At 56.9% G+C, this 260-nt stretch carries 1 protein-coding gene; it reads right to left on the bottom strand.

Going from position 1 to position 260, the window contains the following annotated elements; translation table 11 throughout:
- Window positions 1–70 precede the first annotated feature (70 nt).
- A partial coding sequence (locus tag ACZ2V4_RS11835) for a hypothetical protein (protein WP_490514969.1) occupies window positions 71–260 on the bottom strand: 190 nt, incomplete at its 5' end.

Below are 260 nucleotides of genomic sequence, written 5' to 3'. Positions count from 1 at the left end.
ACGTAGTGTAGCGCAAACCCAGATTATTCACAACCCCGGACGTGAAAAACGGGGCGCGTGCCCCGTCCATCTATCCCTTCACGCCGAGCTGCGTATGTTGCTGTGGCGCATGCTTCAGTTTCAGGTCCGTGATATCACCAATACTGCGCCACGCGCCGTCGATACAGACACTAGCCGTCATTCCCTCAATCATGGAGGATGAGGCGCGCACCGGAATATCAGCACCCAGCTTCACAGTCGCCAGTCCCGGCTTCGAGAAT

It is taken from the genome of Macrococcus sp. CoH-51_TC_04, assembly GCF_058188655.1.
This window is presented reverse-complemented; position numbering and strand designations above follow the sequence as displayed.